The 20,730-nt window shown below is 65.8% G+C and carries 17 protein-coding genes; 12 read left to right on the forward strand and 5 right to left on the reverse strand.

Going from position 1 to position 20,730, the window contains the following annotated elements:
- Position 1 precedes the first annotated feature (1 nt).
- Positions 2-787: a glucose 1-dehydrogenase gene (locus tag ACQPYR_RS26085; RefSeq protein WP_433621570.1), complete on the reverse strand. Its 786-nt coding sequence runs from the start codon at positions 785-787 to the stop codon at positions 2-4.
- A gap of 1 nt (position 788) precedes the next feature.
- On the reverse strand, positions 789-1,985 hold the full coding sequence (locus ACQPYR_RS26090) for an LLM class flavin-dependent oxidoreductase (RefSeq protein ID WP_433621571.1): 1,197 nt from the start codon (positions 1,983-1,985) through the stop codon (positions 789-791).
- Positions 1,986-2,156: 171 nt separating this feature from the next.
- Here ACQPYR_RS26090 and ACQPYR_RS26095 point away from each other — a divergent pair, with 171 nt between their 5' ends.
- From ACQPYR_RS26095 to ACQPYR_RS26110, 4 genes are read left to right on the forward strand one after another with little or no spacing between them, the layout of a single operon-like run.
- Positions 2,157-2,894 carry a glucose 1-dehydrogenase gene (locus ACQPYR_RS26095; protein WP_433621572.1) on the forward strand — a complete coding sequence of 246 codons (738 nt, stop codon included), beginning with the start codon at positions 2,157-2,159 and terminating at the stop codon, positions 2,892-2,894.
- A 14-nt stretch (positions 2,895-2,908) separates the two neighbouring features.
- Positions 2,909-4,576 (forward strand): 3-oxosteroid 1-dehydrogenase, encoded by a 1,668-nt coding sequence (gene kstD, locus ACQPYR_RS26100; RefSeq protein WP_433621573.1) that lies wholly within the window; start codon positions 2,909-2,911, stop codon positions 4,574-4,576.
- A 1-nt stretch (position 4,577) separates the two neighbouring features.
- On the forward strand, positions 4,578-5,309 hold the full coding sequence (locus ACQPYR_RS26105) for a glucose 1-dehydrogenase (protein WP_433621574.1): 732 nt from the start codon (positions 4,578-4,580) through the stop codon (positions 5,307-5,309).
- Between the two features lie 15 nt (positions 5,310-5,324).
- On the forward strand, positions 5,325-6,140 hold the full coding sequence (locus tag ACQPYR_RS26110) for an SDR family NAD(P)-dependent oxidoreductase (protein ID WP_433621575.1): 816 nt from the start codon (positions 5,325-5,327) through the stop codon (positions 6,138-6,140).
- A gap of 446 nt (positions 6,141-6,586) precedes the next feature.
- On the opposite strand, the gene ACQPYR_RS26115 is transcribed toward ACQPYR_RS26110, so the two are convergent.
- Entirely contained in the window at positions 6,587-7,564 is a 978-nt protein-coding gene (locus tag ACQPYR_RS26115) for a helix-turn-helix transcriptional regulator (RefSeq protein ID WP_433621576.1), read from the reverse strand.
- 62 nt (positions 7,565-7,626) lie between these two features.
- On the opposite strand from ACQPYR_RS26115, the gene ACQPYR_RS26120 reads away from it, so the two are divergent.
- Positions 7,627-9,903 (forward strand): ATP-binding cassette domain-containing protein, encoded by a 2,277-nt coding sequence (locus ACQPYR_RS26120; RefSeq protein ID WP_433621578.1) that lies wholly within the window; start codon positions 7,627-7,629, stop codon positions 9,901-9,903.
- On the opposite strand, the gene ACQPYR_RS26125 is transcribed toward ACQPYR_RS26120, so the two are convergent.
- Positions 9,847-10,242, reverse strand: coding sequence for a hypothetical protein (locus ACQPYR_RS26125; RefSeq protein WP_433621579.1), 396 nt, complete (start codon positions 10,240-10,242; stop codon positions 9,847-9,849). The genes ACQPYR_RS26120 and ACQPYR_RS26125 overlap by 57 nt on opposite strands.
- Positions 10,243-10,284: 42 nt before the next feature.
- Positions 10,285-10,956: an AraC family transcriptional regulator gene (locus ACQPYR_RS26130; protein WP_433621580.1), complete on the reverse strand. Its 672-nt coding sequence runs from the start codon at positions 10,954-10,956 to the stop codon at positions 10,285-10,287.
- Between the two features lie 231 nt (positions 10,957-11,187).
- Between ACQPYR_RS26130 and ACQPYR_RS26135 the strand changes: the two genes are divergently transcribed.
- From ACQPYR_RS26135 to ACQPYR_RS26165, 7 genes are all read left to right on the forward strand, one after another.
- Positions 11,188-12,177: a zinc-binding dehydrogenase gene (locus ACQPYR_RS26135; protein WP_433621581.1), complete on the forward strand. Its 990-nt coding sequence runs from the start codon at positions 11,188-11,190 to the stop codon at positions 12,175-12,177.
- A 216-nt stretch (positions 12,178-12,393) separates the two neighbouring features.
- The gene (locus ACQPYR_RS26140; protein WP_433621582.1) at positions 12,394-14,598 is read left to right on the forward strand and encodes a pyruvate, phosphate dikinase; all 2,205 of its coding nucleotides are present in this window, start codon (positions 12,394-12,396) and stop codon (positions 14,596-14,598) included.
- A gap of 4 nt (positions 14,599-14,602) precedes the next feature.
- Positions 14,603-15,373 (forward strand): tyrosine-protein phosphatase, encoded by a 771-nt coding sequence (locus ACQPYR_RS26145; RefSeq protein ID WP_433621584.1) that lies wholly within the window; start codon positions 14,603-14,605, stop codon positions 15,371-15,373.
- A gap of 60 nt (positions 15,374-15,433) precedes the next feature.
- A complete protein-coding gene (locus tag ACQPYR_RS26150) occupies positions 15,434-16,369 on the forward strand; it encodes a hypothetical protein (protein WP_433621585.1) in 936 nt (311 codons plus the stop codon).
- Between the two features lie 285 nt (positions 16,370-16,654).
- Positions 16,655-17,536, forward strand: a complete 882-nt coding sequence (locus ACQPYR_RS26155; RefSeq protein ID WP_433621586.1) for a glycosyl hydrolase family 32 — start codon at positions 16,655-16,657, stop codon at positions 17,534-17,536.
- 255 nt (positions 17,537-17,791) lie between these two features.
- A complete protein-coding gene (locus tag ACQPYR_RS26160) occupies positions 17,792-19,204 on the forward strand; it encodes an L-fucose/L-arabinose isomerase family protein (protein WP_433621587.1) in 1,413 nt (470 codons plus the stop codon).
- Positions 19,201-20,685 carry an FGGY-family carbohydrate kinase gene (locus tag ACQPYR_RS26165; RefSeq protein ID WP_433621588.1) on the forward strand — a complete coding sequence of 495 codons (1,485 nt, stop codon included), beginning with the start codon at positions 19,201-19,203 and terminating at the stop codon, positions 20,683-20,685. Before ACQPYR_RS26160 ends, ACQPYR_RS26165 begins: the two co-directional genes overlap by 4 nt.
- Positions 20,686-20,730 lie beyond the last annotated feature (45 nt).

Here is a 20,730-nt window from a genome sequence, read left to right on the forward strand (position 1 = left end):
CTCAGGCCCCGCCCACGGCTCCGACCGGCGGCAGCGCGTCCGGCGGAATGAACTGTCCCGCCGACAATCCGCCGTCGACGGCCAATTCCGCACCGGTGATATACGCGGCGGCATCGGAGGCCAGGAATGCCACCAAATCCGCTACCTCCGAGGGCAATCCGACGCGACCCAGCGGCAGCGAGGGAAAGCTGCCGGGCCCGGTGTTCAGCCCGAGGTGCCCGATCATCGGTGTCGCGATCGGCCCCGGATGCACCGAGTTGACCCGGATTCCGAGCGGACCCAACTCGAGCGCGGCCGTCTTCGTCAATCCGCGCAGCGCCCATTTGGACGCACCGTAAGCGGAATGTCCCATCAGGCCCTGCAATCCGGCCTGCGACGAGATATTCACGATCGAACCGCCCGCCGCCCGCATCGGATCCACCACGGCCTGGATGCCGAGGAACGACCCGATCAGGTTGATGCGCAGAATGCGTTCGAGTTCCGCGGCGGAGGTCTCTACCAGCGGTTTGGCGGTGTAGATCGCGGCATTGTTCACCAGCACGTCGATGCTGCCGAATTCGGTGACCGCGGTGTCGACGGCGGTAGCCCATTCGGTGGCGCTGCTGACGTCATGGCGGACGAAGCGGGCTGAGCCACCGATGGATTCGGCAACTGCCTGGCCTTCGGATTCGAGTACGTCGGTGAGGACGACGCGTGCGCCCGCCGCGGCGAACAGGCGGGCTTCCTGCTCACCCTGGCCACGAGCGGCACCGGTGATGAGGGCGACTTTGCCAGTCAGATCGGTCATCTCAGGCTCCCAGGAATTCAGTTGTCTCGGCACGCTCAGCTGCGCTGTTCTGCCCGATGCTTCCGGCTCGCTCCGCTGCCCGGAAGTGTGGAATGACCTTCTCGCCCCAATGCCGAATGGTCTCCAGACATGCCTCCTGCGGCACCGTCCCCATCTGGATCAGGCACAGGATCTCGTCGGCACCGGCCGCCTGCAGCCGCTCGACGTACGCGATGGCGTCCTCCGGGCTGCCGTACGCGTGCTCGGCATTGAAAACCGATGTGGCCCCGGTCTTCACCGGAATCTTCGCCTCGTGCAGATACGCCACATGCTCATCGGCGGCCTCGCGAATCTTGGCCACCTCGTCCACATTCGGATCGACGGCCTCGTCCGGCACCGGACCCGCGCCGTACCAGTGCTTGATGGACTGCGCGAAGAACCGCTGTCCACGCGCGCCGATCTGCTGCGCCTGCTCCCGGTCGTCGAGCACGATTGTCGGGCACAGTGCCGCGAAGTGATCGTTGACCACGGTGGAGACGAACTTCTGCCCCGTCCGCTCGGCAATGGCGGCGTCATAGGTGCGACGCAGCTCCGCGATCTCCTCTACACCCGCGAAACCCAGTACCAGCGCGCCGATTCCGTAGTCGGCGGCCAGCTTCAGCGTGTCCTTCTTGGTGCACGCCATGAACAGCGGCGGATGCGGCAGCTGCACCGGACGTGGGAGCATCGGGTGGGGATCGATATCGAGCAGCTCACCGTGCCATTCGAATTCGCCCTCCGGATCCTGCCAGGCCTTGCCGATAATGCGCAGCGACTCCTCGACCTCCTGATAGGTGCGGTCGGGATCGACACCGCACATAGAGGTCTCCTGCGGGGTCGCGCCGCGGCCCGCGCCGAGGTTCACCCGCCCGTTGGAGAGCACATCGAGCATGGCCGCGCGTTCGGCGGCGCGCACCGGGTGATTGAAGTTGAACGGCATGCACACCACGCCGTGGCCGATGCGGATCCGTTCGGTGCGCGCGGCCACCCAGGTCAGGAAGATCTCCGGGGCGCTCATATGCGCATACCACTTCAAGCCGTGATGTTCGACCGCCCAGACGGTGTCGAACCCCATTTCCTCGGCCAGTACCGCCTGCTCGACGCAGTCGCGCAATACCTGCTTTTCGTGATCGGCCGACGGGTCGGTCATCTGTGCCTCGAAGATCATCGAGAACTTCATGCATTGCCTCCATTTCCGAATATGCCTAGTAGAAATATTTCCGATGCTCTTGTTGAGGTCAGGTGCATGTCTCGGTAGATGGGACTATTCCGGTTCGCGCCGCCCGCGCGCCCATAGCGTCGATATCGCATACGGCGTTCGAACCGACGCCGGAGAAAGGACGGACCTGACGTGGGTCGACTCGATGACAAGGTCGCGCTGATCACCGGCGCAGCGCGCGGAATGGGCGCCGAACATGTCCGCCGCTTCGTTGCCGAGGGTGCGCGGGTGGTGTTCGGCGATGTGCTCGATGAGCAGGGTGAACAGTTGGCCGCCGAAACCGGCGCACGCTATCTGCACCACGATGTGACCAGCGAGGCCGACTGGGCGGCCGCGGTGCGGACCGCGGTGGACGAGTTCGGCAAGCTCGATGTGCTCGTCAACAATGCCGGCCTGCTGCGGTTCCAGCGCATCGCCGAGATGAGCCTGGCCGATTTCACCACGATCATGACGGTGAATGTCACCGGCACCTGGCTTGGCATCAAATCCGCCGCGCCCGCCATGACCGGCGGCGGCGCGATCGTCAATATCTCCTCGGTCGAGGGATTCGTCGGCGCGGCGGGCCTATCGGCTTACAGCGCAAGCAAATTCGCCATTCGCGGACTGACCAAATCGGCAGCGCGCGAGTTCGGCGCGAGTGGCATCCGGGTCAACTCCATCCATCCCGGCGGCATCGCGACGCCGATGACGGCGGCGGCCGGCTCGGGCGTCGACGGCAATACCTTCTTCGCCGGATTGCCGATTCCGCGCTGGGGACAGCCCGGCGAGGTCTCCGAGGCGGCCGTCTTCCTGGCCTCGGAGGCCGCGAGCTATTGCACCGGAACCGAGGTCGTCATCGACGGCGGCATGCTCACCGGCGCCGGTTACTAGGGAAAGGGAGCCAGATGTCCGAGGAATACACCTACGACGTCGTGGTCGTCGGCTCGGGTGCGGCGGGGATGACCGCCGCGCTCACCGCCGCCTATCGCGGGCTTTCGGTGGTGCTGATCGAGAAGAGCGGCAGCTTCGGCGGTTCCACCGCCCGCTCCGGCGGCGGCGTATGGATTCCGAACAATCCGGTGCTGGTACGAGAGGGCGTCCCCGACAGTCCGGATCTGGCCCGGGTCTACTTGAAATCAGTTGTCGGCGACCGCATTCCACAGGCCAAGCAGGATGCCTTCCTGGACAACGGCCCGCGCATGATGACCTATCTCGGCGCACGCACCGACCACCTCCAATTCGTCTACGACCGCGGCTATTCCGACTACCATCCCGAGCTGCCCGGCGGACTCGCGCAGGGCCGCAGCATCGAACCGGCGATTATCGACGGCCGACTGCTCGGCAAGGATCTGGAGCTGATCAACCGGCCGACCATGTCCGGCCCGAAGGGAATCGCATTCACCGTCAGCGACTTCCACGACCTGAACATGATCGCGCGCACCTGGAAGGGTAAGCGCACGGCGATGAAGGTCGCCGCCTTGGCGGTGTTGAACCGGATCCGGGGACGGCAGCCGCTGAGCCTGGGCAAGGCGCTCGTAGCGCGGCTGTGGCTGGCGTTGCGCGATGCGGGTGTGCCGGTCTGGTTGAATACTCCACTCACCGAACTGATTACCGACGACGATGCGGTAGTCGGGGTGCGTGCGGAGCGCGATGGTGCACCGATCGTCATCCGTGCGCGGCGCGGTGTGGTGCTCGCCGCCGGTGGTTTCGAGCACAACCTGGAAATGCGCAAACAGTTCTTCACCGAACCGGTCAGCACCGACTGGACCGTCGGCGCGACCGAGAATATCGGTGACGGCATCCGGGCGGGTGAAAAGCTCGGCGCAGCTTTGGATCTGATGGACGACGCTTGGTGGGGACCGTCGGTGCGCAATCCGGACGGGCCGCCGTTCTTCTGCCTGGCCGAGCGATCCCAGCCCGGCGCGATCATGGTCAATGATGCGGGCGAGCGGTTCACCAATGAATCGGCCAGCTATGTCGATGTGGTGCACACCATGTACGAGCGGAACGCGACCGGTGTGGGCCACGTGCCCGCCCACTTCATCATGGACCAGCGCTTCCGCGATCGATACCTGTTCCTCGGCACCTTCCCGAAACAGGCCATCCCGCAGAAGTATTTCGATGCCGGAATCATCAAGAAGGCCGACACGCTCGCCGAACTCGCCACCAAGATCGGTGTTCCGGCGGATTCCTTGATCGCGACGGTGCAGCGGTTCAACGGTTTCGCGCGCGCCGGACGCGACGAGGACTTCCATCGCGGTGAATCCGCCTACGACCGCTACTACGGCGACCCCACCGTGCAACCGAACCCCTGTCTGGCACCTATCGACCAGGGACCCTTCTACGCGGTCGAAATGGTGCCCGGCGATCTGGGCACCAAGGGCGGCCTGGTCACCGACGAGCACTCCCGGGTACTGCGTGAAGACGGCGCGCCGATCGCCGGACTGTATGCGGCGGGCAACAATTCGGCCGCCGTCATGGGCAACAGCTACGCGGGTGCGGGAGCGACCATCGGTCCCGCCATGGTTTTCGGCTATATCGCGGCCGAGCACATCGCCGATTCAGGAGCATGACGTGGACAGAGTGAGTGGCAAGACGGTCATTGTGACCGGAGGCGCGCGCGGTATGGGGGCGGCATTCGCCCGTCGACTGATCAGCGAGGGGGCCTCGGTGGTCGTGGCGGATGTGCTCGCCGACGAAGGTAAGGCGGTGGCCGCCGAACTCGGCGACCATGCGGTGTTCTGTCCCCTCGATGTCACCGACGAATCCGCCTGGGCCGCAGTGGTCGCCGAGGCCGAACGCGCCTTCGGGCCGGTCTGTGGGCTGGTCAATAACGCGGGCATCGTGCACGTCGACCCGATCGAGCGGCTCGCCGAGGCGGACTACCGGCGGGTGATCGACGTGAACCAGGTCGGGGTGTTCCTCGGCATGAAAGCCATTGTGCCGTCGATGCGCCGGGCCGGCGGCGGCTCGATCGTCAATATCTCCTCGATCGGCGGCATCATCGCATTCAGCAATATCCTCGGCTACGTCGCCTCCAAATGGGCGGTGCGCGGGATGACCAAGGCCGCCGCTCAGGAGTTCGGCGCCGACGGCATCCGGGTCAACTCGGTGCACCCCGGCGTCGTGGCCACCGAGATGACCTCCGATTCCGATCGCTCGCACTCGATGGTGCACGACCAGCCGCTCCCCCGTGCCGCAGCACCCGGTGAGCTGGCCGATCTCGTGCTGTTCCTCATCTCTGATGAGGCAAGTTTCTGCACGGGTTCCGAATTCGTCGCCGACGGCGGCTACACCACCAAATGACCAAGGACAGCTGCTGTGAAGAACTTTGAGGACAAGGTCGTCGTCATTACCGGCGCGGGTGCGGGCATCGGCCGCGCGCTCGCGCTGGAGCTCGCGGACCACGGCGCGAAGCTGGCGTTGTCCGGGCGAAATCTGGCCAATGTCACCGAAACCGCCGCGTTGTGCGAGCAAGCCGGTGCCAAGGCACGAGCATACAAGCTGGACGTCACCGACCGTGCCGCCGTCTACGCACATGCCGATGAGGTCCGATCCGACTTCGGCCCGGCCAATATCGTGGTCAACAATGCGGGCGTCTCGCTGACCGCCAATATCGAGGAGCTGACCTGGGAAGACTTCGAGTGGATCGTCGATATCAACTTCTGGGGCGTCATGTACGGCACGAAAGCCTTTCTGCCGCAGGTGATCGCCTCCGGTGACGGTCATATCGCCAATGTCTCCAGCATGTTCGGCCTCGCCGCCTGCCCGAGCCAAGCCGCCTACAACGCAACCAAATTCGGCATCCGCGGCTTCACCGACGCACTGCGCCAGGAGATGAAGATCGCGGGCCATCCGGTCGGGGTCAGCAGCGTCCATCCCGGCATGATCAAGACCGAAATCGCGTGGAAGGCTCGCGCGGGCGGTGACCGCGACCGTGACGCACTGGCCGCCAACTTCGACAGGCTGGCCAAGACGACACCCGAATCCGCGGCGAAGACCATCCTGCGCGGAATCCGAAAGGATAAGGCGAAGATCCTCATCGGGACCGATGCCCGCGTAATCGATTTGCTGCCACGAATCTTCGGCTCCGGCTACCAGCGCATCATTACCGCCCAGATGCGCAACGAGGTATAGACCGGTCGGCACTTTGTCGACGGTGAACCGGGCTTGACGGACCGGTTCACCGAATTTTTCGGAAGTGGTTGCTCTAAAACTGCTGTGCTGTCAGGATATTCCCCACGCGACGACTCCGGACTCGGAGGAAGTCGCCGTTCCACCGCGAATCGAGTTGTGTTTCAACCACTTCAAGGGAACACCTGGTGAAATATCGGCACCAACCGCGGCCCGCGCCATTCGGGTACGCACCGCGGTTCAGGACCAGATCCACGCGGCAAACCGGCCCATCGTGGGTACAGATCGCCCTAGCCCTGGGCAGCTTATTCGTACTGGCCGTCATCGTCGCCATGCTCTACGGCACCCCGAGTCCACTGGCCGAAACACCACGCGCCGTCACGGTTGCTACGACCGATTGCGCTGCCGTGCCCGGCTTTTACGCGCTATCTCGCTGATCGCACTCCGCATCATTTCCGTGTTCGACTCGCTCCGGCGGCGCGCAAAAATTTCGCGCCGAGGTCGGCCAGCATTTCCGCCATCTCCGGTGGTTCTCTGACCTCGAATTCCAGGCCGAGGTGGGCGATTCGCACGGCGGTCCATTCCAGTGCGTCGGCGGAGGTGCGGAGTAAACAGGTTTTGTCGTCGATGGGCTCGATTTCCTCGGGGCGGACTCGGAAGGTTTCGATCAGCTGCGGGGCCGAGGCGTGAACGAGGAAGACGACTCGGCGCAGCGGGCGGGAGTGGGCCAGCGACCTGGTGACGAAGGCGGCCGCGTCTTCGGCGGGTAATTGCCTTGGGGTGCTGCGTATTCCGATCGCTTGCGGGACTTCGATGCGGTCTACGCGGAAGGTGCGCCAGTCGATGCGGTCGATGTCCCAGGCGACCAGGTACCAGCGGCGGCCCGCGGAGACGAGGCTGTGGGGTTCGGTCAGGCGGCGGGTTTCGGTATCGCCTTTATCGCGGTAGTGGAAGCGGACGCGTTCGTGGTCACGGCAGGCGGCGGCCAGGACGACCAGTGTTTCCGGTTCGACCATGGGGCCGGCGGCGGGGCCGCCCAGCGATACCGTTGCCGACCGCACCGCCTCGACTCGGCGACGCAGCCGGGCGGGCAGCACCTGTTGCAGCTTCACCAGCGCCCGCGCTGATGACTCGTCGATGCCCTCGACCGCACCCAGCGCCGCATTGCGCAGTCCGAGCGTGATCGCGACGGCCTCTTCGTCGTCGAGCAGCAGCGGCGGCAGCGCGGTCCCGGCCTCCAGCCGGTAGCCACCGATCGAACCGAGGCTGGCATGCACCGGATATTCCAGTTCCCGCAGCCGCTCGATATCGCGGCGCACCGTCCGGACCGTCACGCCGAGACGCTCGGCCAGCTCGGGGCCGGTCCACTCGCGGCGCGTCTGCAATAGCGAGAGCAGTTGCAGCAGGCGGGCGGCGGTTTCGGTCACAGACTCCAGTATCCGCCGAATGAGGACAAATCCTGACCTCATTGGCCCCTACCGTGGCGAATGTGAACGCAGACCGAGAAACCATCCAGATCATCGGGGCACGCGCGAACAACCTGCGCAATATCTCCCTGGCCATTCCCAAAGGCAAGATCGTCGTCTTCACCGGCGTATCCGGCTCCGGCAAATCATCGGTGGTCTTCGGCACCGTGGCCGTCGAATCGCAGCGTCAGCTCAATGAGACCTTCACCTGGTTCATCCGCAATCGACTGCCCAAATACGAGCGACCCGAGGCCGATGTGATCGACAATCTAGCCCCCGCGGTAGTGGTCGACCAGAAGCCCATCGGCGGAAATTCCCGCTCCACCGTCGGCACCATGACCGACATCCAGTCCATCATCCGGGTACTGTTCTCGCGGTACAGTGAGCCGAGTGCCGGTGAGGCGAGCCGTTATTCGTTCAACGATCCGTTGGGCATGTGTCCGGAGTGCGGCGGGCTCGGCCAAGTCGTACGGCCGGATCTGGACAGGCTGCTCGACACCTCGAAATCGCTCAATGAGGGCGCCATCAACTTTCCGTCCTTCGCGGTGGGGACATTTCAGTGGCAGATCTATGCGGAGTCCGGCCTCTTCGATCCGGACAAGCCCTTGGGCGACTTCACCCAGGAGGAGTGGCAGTTGTTCCTGCGCGGCAACGGATTCCGAGTGCCGCGTCTGAACAAGACCGGTTCGATGGGCAGCAATGCCTATGAGGGACTGTTGGAGCGCTTCGACCGGCTCTACATCAAACGCGACCTCGGTGCGCTGAGCGACAAGATTCGCGCAGCGGCAATGGAGGTGGTGCACGCCGAGACCTGTCCGCAATGCGATGGCGCGCGATTGAATTCCGCCGCACTGACGAGCCGGATCAACGGGCTCGGCATCGCCGACTTCGGCCGCATGGAGGTATCCGATCTCATCGAAGAGCTCGGCCGGCTTGCGGAGACCGTCGCCGCACCGATCGCCGATGCCGCCATCGCACGGCTGCGCCGGATCGAGGAGGTCGGCCTCGGTTATCTGTCACTGGATCGCGAGACAGCCACGCTTTCCGGTGGCGAAGCACAGCGACTCAAAGTCGTTCGGCATCTCGGTTCCAGTCTCACCGGGATGACCTATATCTTCGACGAACCCAGCGTCGGCATGCATCCGCGTGATATCGGCCGTTTGAACAAATTGCTGATCCAGTTGCGCGATAAAGGCAATACGGTGCTGGTGGTCGAACACTCCCCCGATGTCATCGCCGTCGCCGACCACATCGTGGATATGGGACCGGGCGCGGGCGGACACGGTGGTCAGATCGTCTTCCAGGGCAGCGTCGAAAAGTTGCGCACGTCTGGCACTTCGACAGGTGAACGGCTACGGCGAGTGCAACCGGTCAAAAGCGCGAGCCGCACCCCGACCGGCTGGCTCACCGTCACCGGCGCGGATTCCTACAACTTGAAGAATCTCACCGCACGGTTCCCCACCGGCGTGCTGACGGCGGTTACGGGTGTGGCGGGTTCGGGTAAGAGCACGTTGGTGTCCGGTGCATTCGCACACGCCTACCCGCAGGCGATCGCGGTGGACCAGTCCGCTATCGCTGCCTCCCGACGGTCGAGCCCGGCCACCTATATCGGCATCATGGACCCGATACGGCAGTTGTTCGCCAAGGAGCACGGCGTCAAACCGGGACTGTTCAGCTTCAATTCCGCGGGAGCGTGCGCCGAATGCGGTGGTGCGGGCATCATTTTCACCGATCTGGCGTATATGGATCCGATCACCACGGTGTGCCAGAGCTGTCACGGACGCCGGTACCGGCCCGAAGTGCTCGGCTACGCCGTGCGCGGAGCGAGCATCGCCGATGTGTTGGATATGACCGCCGAGCAGGCGCTGGACTTCTGGAATGGCAATGCGGGCACCAAGATTCGCACTCCGCTGCGGGCGCTGAACGAAGTCGGTCTCGGCTACCTGACGCTCGGTCGCTCGCTGAGTTCACTGTCCGGCGGTGAACGTCAACGCATCAAACTCGCCGATCACCTGCACCGCAGCGGTGGCATCTACGTACTCGACGAGCCGACCACCGGACTGCACATGGCCGATGTCGACGCTCTGATCGCCCTGCTGGAGCGGCTGGTCGACGCGGGCAATACGGTCATCGTCATCGAACACGATCTCGAGGTCGTCAAACGGGCCGACTGGGTGATCGATCTCGGACCGGACGGCGGCAAGCACGGTGGCGAAATCGTCTTCACCGGAACACCTTCGGCACTACTCGACGATCAGCGCTCCATTACCGCCGACTATCTGCGACGCAGCGTCGCATGATGCTCGATCGCGATCGCTCGACGCGACCATGCCGCCGCGGACCAGATTTCGATACGACAACCGCATCCAGAGCTTGCCGACGCCGCCACCGGACAAGCGCGGCATGACAACCGAGCGGCCTGTCGTCAGCAACAGCAGGTCGGCGATGCGACCACATACCTCGTCTCCGGCGCCGACCACCCAGTCGGCGTCGGTCGCGACGAGCCGAAGCCCCTCGAGCCGGCGCTTCGCCCAGAATGGCCACCCCATGGTCGACACCCGCGTGGCCGCCGTCGCCGCGGCTTCGATCGGGATGTCGATCTGTCTGCCGGTCGGGATCGCGATGTCCTGACCGTGCACCAAGATGTCGTAGCGGATATTGCGATAGCCGGGGTCTGCTGATCAGGTCATTCGGGTGCTACGGCCGGGTCGACCGGTTCGGTAGCGGCCCGGGGTGGTCCCGATGATGTCGGTGAAGGCGGTGATGAAGCCGCTGGGGTTCGCCCATCCGCAGGCGTGCGCGACGCGGGTCGTGTCGTGGCCGTCGGCGAGCAGGACGAGTGCGTGATAGATCCGTAGTTGGGTGCGCCATTGATAGAAGGTCATGCCGAGTTCGTTGTGGAACAGTCGGCTGAGAGTGCGGGCGCTGGCTCCGATCCGCTGCCCGAGTTCGGCAAGTGAGCTGTTGTCCGCGGGCTCCTGGTACAGCACCTGTGCGATGGCTTGCAACCGATCGTCGTGTGGTTCCGGCAGTTGCAAAGGCTGCTCGTGCGCTTCGTGGAGTTCATCGACGAGGACTCGACGGAGCCGCGTGAGCGCAGCGCGGTCGCGCTCGCGGGGGCCCGTGAGGGTGAGCAGGATTTCGCGGGCGAGGTCGGAGACCGTGAACACGGCGGGATGGTCCGGTGCGAGCCGGGCCAGGGATGGCGGTAGGAACAGGATCCGCATATCGGTGTGGCTGTGCGCGCGGTGGTAATGCGCGAATCCGGCTGGGGTCCATGCGACTCGGTTGGCTGGAACGATCGAAGTGCCGCGTTCGGTGTGCACCGATAGGACGCCATGAGCGGCGTACACGAGGTGTCCACGTGGATGGGAATGCACCGTGCTGGTTCCCCCCGACAGCCACAGATGTACGCCTCCGGATGGCCAGAGACGTGACGTCTGACGGGTCTGAACAAGTTGGCGGCCAACGGGCATGAGTTGGCATTCTATCGGTGGTCGGCCACACCGCCTTCCGGCGACAGTGAACCCATGCGCGATGATTTTCACTCGGCCGGCACTACGACCTCACACCGTCGAGGCGGCGTGAGTACGACAATGCGAGCTGCGGTCTGTGTCAGGTCCGGTGGTCCGGAGGTACTCGAGGTCCGCGAGCTACCGGTACCAGCGGTTCGAGACGGCTGGAGCCTCGTGCGGGTGCAGGGCGCGGGCTTGAACCGTTCGGAGCTGAGGACCCGTCAGGGGCATTCCCCGAACGTGACGTTCCCGCGTGTGCTCGGTATCGAATGTGTGGGAACCGTGGCCGCCTCGACCGATCCGATGTTGCCGGATGGGACGACCGTTGCGGCGGTGATGGGTGAGATGGGCCGGGAGTTCCACGGCGGCTACGCGGAATATGCGCTGTTGCCGAACTCGCTACTGATGCCTGTCACCACAACGTTGCCTTGGGACGTCCTGGCCGCGCTACCTGAGACGTACCTGACTGCGCAGGGTTCGCTGGATGCGTTGGGGGTTGCGCCGGGTGACCAGGGGCGGTTGCTGATTCGCGGCGGGACCTCCTCGGTGGGGATGGCTGCCGCGTCGATCGCGGCCGGCTATGGCATCGAGACCGCGGCCACCACTCGGCGGCAAGGCAAGATCGGCGCATTGACCGCGGCCGGAGTCGACCACGTACTCCTCGACACCGGTGCATCGCTGACGGCGAGCGTGCACGCGATATGGCCCGAGGGACCGGACCATGTGCTCGATCTCGTCGGAGCGAGCACCGCGGTGGACTCGCTGCACCTCGTCCGTCGAGGCGGGACGGTGTGTGTTACCGGCTCACTCAGCGGATGGCTGATCTCGGACTTCGAACCGATAGCGATGATCCCGTCCGGAACCAAGCTCACGGCTTTCCACAGCGACGACTTCAAGGGCGGCGCAGGCACCACTGTTTTGCAGCGCGTCATCAACCAGGTCGAAGCGGGCGTTTATCGGCCCAACATCGACCGTGTCTTCGGCCTGGACGACATCGTCGCGGCCCATCGCTACATGGAGAACAACCAAGCCACCGGAAAGCTTGTCGTGGTGCCCTAGCCACGGCCATTGCCGGGGAGCGTCGAGGTCGGCGCATCCTGCTGACCGGGACGTCCGGTACGCCAGGGCCGAGCGGGGCGGCAGGCTGAAATCGGGCTCCCCGCGGGTGCACGCTGAGGGTTGCGCCAATTGCCAGGGCTTTCGGGCCCGCGGCCCGGCGATCTGCCCGTGTCATGCGCGGTGTGCGCGGTGGCTGTCGATGATCAAAGGAGTGTTATGACGATCGGAGTGGAGCCGGTGCAGCGACCGGGGGCCGCCTTCGGGAGGGCCGGTGCCGATGGTTCGGTCGTTGTGGAACTCGATGGGGCATGCGGGCTTTCGCGGGAGCGGATCGGGGGAAAGGCGTGGAGCGTTGATCATATGCGCGGGTTGGGGTTGCCGGTGCCGCCCGCATTCGTGCTGACGACCGAGGCATGGGCGGAATTCGGGGCCAACGGCGGGACCCTCGGCGACGAGATCTGGGCGGGAGTGCGCGACGGTATCGCCGCGTTGGAGCATGGGACGGGCCGGCGCTTCGGGGCCGCGGAACATCCGTTGCTGGTGTCGGTGCGGTCCGGGGCTGCGGTGAGTATGCCGGGGATGATGGATACCGTGCTGAATCTGGGGATGAACGACTCGGTCGAGCGGGCGCTGACCGCCGAGACGCGAAATCCCGGATACGCCGGCGATACTCGGCGGCGGTTCGTCACCCAGTATCGGGAGATCGTGCTCGGCGATCCGAATGACATAGTGCCGGAGGATCCGTGGGAGCAGTTGCGTGGCGCGATCACCGCGGTGTTCCGTTCGTGGGATTCCGCGCGCGCCAAGACCTATCGGCGCAGCCGGGGTGTTTCCGACTCGCTCGGTACCGCGGTCACGGTGCAGGCCATGGTGTTCGGGAATCTCGACGCACTCTCCGGGACCGGCGTGCTGTTCAGCCGGAATCCGAATACCGGTGCGCGTGCGGTCTTCGGCGAATGGCTGGTCGGCGGGCAAGGTGAGGATGTCGTCTCGGGACGCACCACCCCGCGCCCGCTCGACGAACTCGCGGTGACGCTGCCGGAGGTGCACCGCCAATTGCTCGCCGCCGCCGAGCTGCTCGAGCGTGACGGTCGCGATATCCAGGACATCGAGTTCACCGTCGAATCCGGTCGCCTGTGGCTGTTGCAGTCTCGACCGGCGAAACGCTCTGCGCGCGCGGCGGTTCGCGCCGCCGTCGCCATGGTCGATGAGGGCCTCATCGATGCCGATGAGGCATTGCGCCGCGTCGCGGCCGACCAGGTGCGCACCGTCCTGCTGCCCGCATCGGGCGACAACACCGGGCTGAGCCCGCTCGCCCAGGGTGAATCCGCATGTCCGGGACTCGCCACCGGCATTGTGGTCACCGATCCCGACGAAGCCGAAACCCGTTCGGCCGCAGGCGAGCAGGTGATCTTGGCGCGCCCGACCACCAGCCCGGACGATGTGCACGGGATGATCGCGGCGCGGGCCATCGTCACCGAACTCGGCGGCGCCACTTCACATGCCGCACTGGTCAGCCGGGAGCTCGGCCGTCCGTGCGTAGTCGGCTGCGGCGCCGGGGTTGTCGAGGCATTGGCCGGTCACGTCGTCACCGTCGATGGTGGGGCGGGCACCGTGTGGCCGGGACAAGTGAGCGGAAAGGCGGTGGATGCCTCGGTAATCGAGGATGTCGAGCGACTCGCACAATGGGCGCGGGTCGACTCGGCCGAGCTGCCCGAGTTCCTGTCGAAATCGAACGAAGATCGCTCAGCGGCAACTGATTCCGACGCGGTGAATTTGCCGGTTCCCCGAGAAGTCCACGGCAACAACGTCTCCGAACTCGCGGTACTTCGCCTGATCGGCATCAAGGGCCGAGTACAACCGGACGCCATCGCCGCCAGCCTCACGATCGCCGAGGCCGAAGCCGCCTCACGCACTGCTGATTTCGTTACGCGTGGGCTATGCGCCAGCACACCCGTTGGCGTCCGTCTGACGCCACAGGGCCGCGAACAACTGGGCCGACTTCTCGAACACGAGCGCGCCGATCTCGACCGGAGCGACCTCGCCGCGGCCTACGATGAATTCTGCGAGTTCAATGCCGAGCTGAAAGCAGTCATCACGGCCTGGCAGATGAAGGACGCGAGCACGGTGAACGATCATTCCGACAACACCTACGACGCAGCGGTTTTGGCGCGCCTGACCACACTGCACCACGGCGTCGCTCCCCTCGTCGAACGTATCGGCACCATCGCGCCCCGCCTCGTGCCGTACACCGATCGCCTGGCCCGCGCCGTCGAGCGGATGAACGGCGGCGACCACAGCTGGGTGGCTCGGCCGATCATGGACAGCTACCACACGGTGTGGTTCGAATTACACGAAGACCTCATCGGTCTGTGCGGCCTGAGCCGCGCCGACGAGGCCGCCGCGGGCCGAGCCCACTAGCGCGATGTTCACCGACAGCACCCAGCGGCGATGGGTAGAGTTCGCCGAGATCGATAATGTCCGCGACCTCGGCGGGCTCCCGGTGGTCGGCGGCGGCACAACCAGATTCGGCGTCGTCTACCGCTCCAGCACACCCCAGCATCTCACCGAGGACGACCTGGCCATCCTGACCGGACCGGTCGGCCTGCGCACGCTGATCGACCTACGCAACCCGGACGAGGTGCTGCGCGAGGGCTACGGCCGACTGACCGACAGCGCGGCGGTGCGCATGGTCAATCTCCCGGTGCGCAAGGCGACGAACGTCGTCGCCACCCCCGCCGAGCTGGTTCCCGACGGCAGACAGTACGACCTGGTCGCGCTCTACCGCGAACTGCTCACCGGCAGTGGCGAATCCATCGTGGCGGCGGCCCGGCTCATCGCCGATGCCGAACGTCACTCGGTCGTCTTCCACTGCGCCGCAGGCAAAGACCGCACCGGCATCCTCGCGGCGATGGTGCTGGATGCGGTGGGCGTCCCGGCCGAGGCCATCGCCGCCGATTACGCACTGACCGGCGAACGCCTGGACCGCATCCGTGAACGCTTGGACGCGCTGCCGTCCTATCACGGGCTGCCGCCGGTCCGGACCGGCATCCTCGCGGTCGATCCGGATGTGATCATCCGGTTCCTCGACGAATTGCATACCGCCCAGGGCGGCGCGGCCGAATGGCTGCGCGGCAACGGACTATCCGGCGCAGAACTCGCCCAACTCCGCGCGGTGCTGGTGGACGCCGCGTAGTCCCCGCCGTGGCGACTGTTCGTCCGGAATTACCGCCGAAGGTCCAGTATGGTCACCAGCGTGCACGACGATGTCGACTACACGAAGCTGGCCACCCCCACCGAGAAGAAGAAGTACGCCAAGCAGAACAGCTTGATGTACGGCGGCCTGATCGCCATCGGCGTCGTCATCCTGCAGGGTTTCCTCACCGCCTCGCCGCTGGGCGTCTCCGGTCGGATCTCCATGATCGCCTTCGCGATCTCGCTGCCACTGCTCGCGGTGCTGCTGATGCTCGACGAATGGCAGTCCGGCGAACAGGCGCCGAGCCCGAGCATGACCGATGATGCGGCCAAGGCCATCGCCCTGCTCAGCTCGCTCGTCGGCGTCGTCGCGGCATTCTGGCATATCGACTGGAGCGCGGGCGTCGCGGTGATCGCTGCCGGAGTGGTCGCGCTCGGGGTCTACGGAACGCATTTCACCAGTACGAGCTTCAGCCAGGCGGTATTGCGGCGTAACCAGCAGCGGTCCGCCGCCTCCCAGGCCGCACCTGCGACGACAACGCCGCAGCCGACGGCGCCCCAACCGCCGGCTTCGCAGCCGCTGGCTCCGCCACCAGCAGCTCAATCGAGTGCTCCCCGGCCGACACCGGACCAGCCTGAGATGCCCCGGACAGCAACCCCCGAGCCAACGACGCCCGAGCCGACAGCTCCCGGGCGGGCAACGCCCGAGACAGCAGCTACGGAGCCAACGACGCCCGAGTCCACAGCGCCGGAGCCAACGACACCGCAGACCACACCGCCCGAGGCAGCGACACCTGCGTCCACAGCGTCCAAGCCGACGACGCTCGAGCCGACAACGCTCGAGCCGACCGCTCCCGAACCCACGGCGACCGAGCACACAGCGCAGGAGTCAACGGCATCCCCGGCCACAGCGCCCGAAACAACGGCACCCGCGTCCGCAGCGTCCAAGCCGACAACGCCCGAACTCCCGGCAACTCAACAGCCACCGGCACCTTAGTCCACTGCTTCTCAGCCTCCAGCGGGACAAGCCCGAGGCGGCACAGACTGCAGCGCCTGAGCCATCGACACCCATGTCCACAGGCCTGAGCCGACACCGGCATGCGAGCCCGCAGCTCCCGAGCCGGCCTCGGAGCAGCGGACCACCGTCCTCGAGCAGAAGCCCGACAAACATCACCTGATCTCTCGAAGAAACGCCCGCGGCGCCCACGAACGCCGTGACCCGCGACATCCCAATGCCGCAGACCTGACCTCAGCGAGGTCCGCGCACGTCATCATGAGCTGTATGGCAACGCGCGAGGTGGTGAGGGCAGGCGCGTTCACGAGGATCTACAACCCCGGCGACGGCGAATCACGCCCCTGGTACATCAACGACCACACCCTTGTCCGCGACGAATCCGGCCGCTGGCACCTCTTCGGCATCACCCATCCTGAACCCGCCGACCCGTTCCACGAAACAGAATTCGCCCACGCCACCGCACACCAACTCCACGGGCCGTGGACCAAGCGACCATCTGCCCTGACCGCCGATCCCGGCTACGGCGAAACACATCTGTGGGCACCGCATGTCATCGGCGTCGACGGCCGCTATTACATGTTCTACGCGGGCGGCGGCGCCGACCGCACCACCGCCGCCATCAACCTCGCCACCTCCACCGACCTGTTCCGCTGGACCCGCAGCCGTGCCGGACCGCTGTTCCTCGACGGCTACGACGCGAGAGATCCGATGGTCATGCGCATCGGCGAGAAATGGGTCATGTACTACTGCGCCACCAGTACACCGCGCGGCGGACACCACATCGTCGCCTACCGCACCAGCGGCGATCTCGTGCACTGGGGCGACCGCCATATCGCATACACCGACCCCACGATCGGCACCGAGGCGGGCAATACCGAATCTCCGTTCGTCGTGCACCACGGCAGCTGGTGGTACCTGTTCATCGGTCCCCGCCCGCACTACGTCGGCACCGACGTATTCCGCAGCGACAACCCCTTCCGGTTCCGCATCGGCGACAAGGTCGGCCATATCGCCGCCCACGCCGCCGAACTCGTGCGCGACGACCACCGTTGGTGGATCACCAGCGCAGGCTGGGCCCAGGGCGGCGTCCACCTCGCACCACTCACCTTCCCCACGCCACGCCCCGTCACCGCGGCCGTTCCCCGCTGAGCGATCGCCGAACTGATCGACCATCCGCCGATCGAACCGCTCGCCGCCTTCCGACGTCGCACGCGACTCGCCTTGGCGGGCAAGGACTTCGATGCGGTCCGCGCTCGGCGGCTCGATGCGCTCGCGGCCGAATCGGTCGACGGCCGGGTCACCGGCGGATAACGACATCGAACCCGCTCGCCCGAAGCCGACCACCGGCGGACCTGTTCGGATAGATAATCCTGGAGGGGGCCTGCGCGTTGGGAGGCGGTCGCGATGGCGCGGATCGGGGTTATGAGCGTGTCCGACGGGCGTGATTATGTGCACGCCGGGATCGCGGAATTCATCGAGTCTGCCGAGGATCGGCTGGTCGCCGGGTTGCGGGCGGCCGGGCACGAGGTGATCCGGGGTGCGGCGCAGATCAGTACGAACGCACTGGCCGGTTCGGTGGCACGCGAGGTGGCCGCCGCCGGTGTGGATCTCACGGTGCTGCACTATGCGGTCTGGGCGTTCCCGCACTTCACCATGCTGGCCGCGGGTGCGACACCGGGTCCGCTGCTATTACTGTCCAATATCGATCCGGTGCAGCCGGGCATGGTCGGCATGCTGGCCGCGGGCGGTGCGCTGGATCAGATCGGCCGCACGCATACCCGGTTGTGGGGCGATCCGGCCGACGCCGAGCTGATCGAGGCGATCGGCAGTCGGGCGAGCGCGGCAGCCGCCGTATCGAGCTTGCGCGGCTGCACTTTCGGCCGCTTCGGCGGCCGGCCGATGGGGATGAATACCGCCGTCGCCAATACCGATCAGTGGCAGCGCCTGTTCGGCATCGATGTCGAGGAGATCGACCAGTGGGAGATCGTTCGCCGCGCCGAGCAGGCCGATGCCGGTGAGGCGAAAGGGGCGCGAGAGTGGTTGGAGCGCAATACCGCCGGTGTGCACTACGACGGCGTGAAACTCACTCCGGAATTGCTGGAACGCCAGATTCGCTCGTATCTGGCCGTGCGTGAGCTGATCGATGAATGGCGGCTGGATTTCTCCGGTATCAAGGGCCAGCCGGAGCTCACCCAGTACATCGCCACCATGGATATCACCGAGGCGTTCCTCAACGACCCCTACGATTGGAACGGCCCCAAACAACCCCATGTGTGCGCGACCGAAGCGGATATGGACGGCGCACTCACCATGCGGCTGCTGCAGCAGATCGCCCACACCCCGGTGCTTTTCGCCGATGTACGGCATTATCACGTCGACCGCGATATCTGGGATCTGTGTAATTCGGGTCAGCACGCTACCTGGTTCGCCGCGCGCAGCGACGAGCCGACCGAGAATCTCGCCAACGTACATCTCTATCCGGAGGTCTTCTTCTTCCCGGCGGGCGGTGCGTCGGTGCACCATCTGGCCGCGCCCGGCCAAATGACCCTGGCCCGCCTCACCCGCAAGGACGGCGACTACCGAATGCAGTTGATGCTGGGCGATTTCGAGACCTATGACCAGGCGACCAATGAATCGCTGATGAAACAGTCCACCTGGGAATGGCCGCATGCCTTCGCCCGGTTGGACGCACAGGCCGATGATTTTCTGTCCCGCTTCGGCGCCAACCATATTCACGCCGTTCCCGGCGACCATCGCGCCACCGTCCGGGCCGCCTGCGATCTCCTCGACATCACCCTCGACGAGTTCACCCGATGACGAGCGCATTCCTCGGCGTCGATATCGGGACCTCCAGTTCCAAGGGCGTCCTGGTCCGCCCGGACGGCACCGTTATCGCCAGAGCCGATCGAACGCACGGTGTTTCGACACCGCGGCCGGGTTGGGTCGAACACGATGCCGAACACATCTGGTGGGCCGAGTTCCGCGCGATCACCCGCGAACTCCTCGACGCGGCCGACGGCACGACGCTCGACGCCCTCGCCGTATCCGGCATCGGCCCGTGCCTGCTGCCCGCCGACGCCGCCGGAAGTCCGCTGCGCCCGGCCATCCTCTACGGCGTCGACACCAGGGCGACCACTGAAATCGCCGAACTGAACCAGGTATTCGGTCCCGCCGCCGTACTCGAGCGCGGCGGTTCACCGTTGACCAGCCAGGCGGTCGGCCCCAAGTTGCGCTGGCTGGCCCGGTACGAGCCGCAGGTCGCGGCGCGTACCGAGATGCTGTTGATGGCGAGTTCATTTCTGGTGCACCGGCTTACCGGACGTTATGTGCTCGATCATCAATCGGCCAGTCAATGCGTCCCGATGTACGACCTGCGCCAACGATATTGGGCGCACGACTGGGCGGCCATGGTTGCTCCCGGTCTGAAGCTGCCCGAATTGGCCTGGCCCACCGAGATTGTCGGCAAGGTGAGCGCGGCGGCGGCATCGGCGACCGGGCTCCCCGCCGGGCTGCCCGTCACCACCGGAACCGTCGACGCCTGGGCCGAGGCCGCCAGCGTCGGTGTCCGGGCACCCGGCGACGCCATGATCATGTACGGCACCACCATGTTCCTCGTACAGGTGCTGACCGATCCCCGCCCGCATCCCGGCCTCTGGCTCACCTGCGGCGCCTGGCCCGGCACCTACACATCGGCGGCGGGCATGGCGACCTCCGGCGCGGTCACCGATTGGCTGCGCCAGCTCGTCGGCGGCGACTTCGCCGAACTGGTGGCCGAGGCCGCCGAGGTGCCGGCGGGCAGTCGCGGCCTGCTCGCGCTCCCATATTTCGCGGGCGAGCGCACACCGCTGTTCGATCCGGATGCCAGGGGCATTATCGCTGGCCTCACCCTCGGACACGGACGTGCCGAGCTGTATCGGGCAGTGCTCGAAGGCATCGCCTACGGCGTGCGGCACAACCTCGAAGCCATGGCGGGCGGACAGGCCCCGCGACTGGTAGCCGTCGGCGGCGGGACCAAGGGCGGGCTCTGGACTCAGATCGTCAGCGATGTGACCGGCCTGCCGCAGCAACTACCGGCCGATACCGTCGGCGCCTGCCTCGGTGACGCACTGCTCGCGGCGGCGGCCGTCGGCGTCGATACCGCGGGCTGGAATCCGATCATCGGCATGGTGGAGCCCGATGCGGATCGCAGCGCGAGCTATGCGTCGTACTACGGCCGCTACCGCGAGTTGTACGAATCCACGGCGGACATAGCGCATTTTCTGGCGGCGGAGCAACACCGATCCGCTCAGCTCCCGTAAAGCCGCCGCCTATGCGAGGATGCAGGGTTGCGTACAGAACAGTTA

This window comes from Nocardia sp. CA-120079 (genome assembly GCF_050955745.1).
GTDB lineage: Bacteria > Actinomycetota > Actinomycetes > Mycobacteriales > Mycobacteriaceae > Nocardia.